1 protein-coding gene is annotated in these 1484 nt (G+C 72.5%); it reads right to left on the bottom strand.

What is annotated here, in order from left to right; genetic code table 11:
• On the bottom strand, positions 1 to 1484 hold a 1484-nt coding region (locus tag AB0O00_RS39145; RefSeq protein ID WP_363659440.1), incomplete at both ends, for a type I polyketide synthase.

Genomic DNA, 1484 nt, shown 5'->3' with positions numbered 1-1484 from the left:
CGGGAGCGCGGGGGCGTCGGATTCCTGCTGGGCGAGGGCGGCGAGGACGCCGTCGGGGCCGAGCTCGACGAAGGCCGTGGCGCCGGCCTCGCGCAGGGTGCGGAGGCCGTCGGCGAAGCGGACGGCCTCGCGGACGTGGCGCACCCAGTAGTCGGGGGTGGTGAGCTCCTCGCCGCCGAGTTCGCCGGTGAGGTTCGAGACCAGCGGGATCGAAGGGGCTTGGTACGTCAGCCCGTTGAGGACCGCGCGGAAGTCCTGAAGCATCGGGTCCATCAGCGGTGAGTGGAAGGCGTGGGACACCTTGAGCCGCGTCGTCTTGCGGTCGGCGAAGTGCTGGTGAATCGCCTCGACGGCCTCTTCCGTCCCCGAGACGACCACGGACGACGGACCATTGACCGCCGCGATCGACACGAACTCGCCCAGCAGCGGCAGGACTTCGTCCTCCGCCGCCTGCACCGCCAGCATCGCCCCACCCGCCGGAAGCGCCTGCATCAGACGACCACGCGCACTCACCAGCCGACAGGCATCCTCCAACGAGAACACCCCCGCCACATGCGCCGCCGCCACCTCACCGATCGAGTGCCCGGCCACGAACTCCGGCTCCACACCCCACGATTCGACCAACCGGAACAACGCAACCTCAACGGCGAACAACCCCGCCTGTGCATACGCAGTCCGGTTCAACAGCTCCTCATCGTCGCCCCACACGACGTCCCGCAGCTGCGGATCCAGCTCCGCACACACCGCATCGAAGGCCCGCGCAAACACCGGGAACCGTGCATACAACTCCCGCCCCATCCCCAGCCGTTGCGACCCCTGCCCCGAGAACAGGAACGCCGCCGACCGCTCCGCCGCCACCCCGCGCGCAACCTCGACCCCGTCCACCAGCACCGCCCGGTGCCGGAACCGCGACCGCCCCGCCAGTGAGAGCCCGACGTCCACGGGAGAGCCGCCGACCCCGGCGAGCCGCTCCAGCTGCGCGCCCAGCGCCGCCTCCGACCTCGCCGAGGCCACCCACGGCACGACGCCCGGCACCACGCCCGACTCCCGGTCCTGCTCAACCGCCGGCGCCTGCTCGACGATCACGTGCGCGTTCGTCCCGCTGATCCCGAACGAGGACACCCCCGCCCGTCGGGGCCGCTCGTCCGCCGGCCACTCCCGCGCCTCGGTCAGCAGCCGCACCCCGCCCGCCGACCAGTCGACGCGCGAGGACGGCGTGTCCGCGTGCAGGGTCTTCGGCAGCACGCCCGCCCGCATCGCCTGCACCATCTTGATCACGCCCGCGACACCGGCCGCCGCCTGGGCGTGGCCGAAGTTGGACTTGATCGAGCCCAGGAACAGCGGCCGGTCCTCGGAGCGCCCTTGCCCGTAGGTCGCGAGGAGCGCCTGGGCCTCGATCGGGTCGCCGAGCGGCGTGCCCGTCCCGTGGCCCTCGACGGCGTCGACCTCACCCGCCGACAGCCCGGCATTGGCGAGCGCCTGGC

Origin of the sequence: Kitasatospora sp. NPDC093558 (assembly GCF_040683475.1) — a bacterium.
GTDB lineage: Bacteria > Actinomycetota > Actinomycetes > Streptomycetales > Streptomycetaceae > Kitasatospora.
The sequence above is the reverse complement of the archived record's forward strand: the minus strand, read 5'-3'. Positions and strand labels throughout refer to the sequence as shown.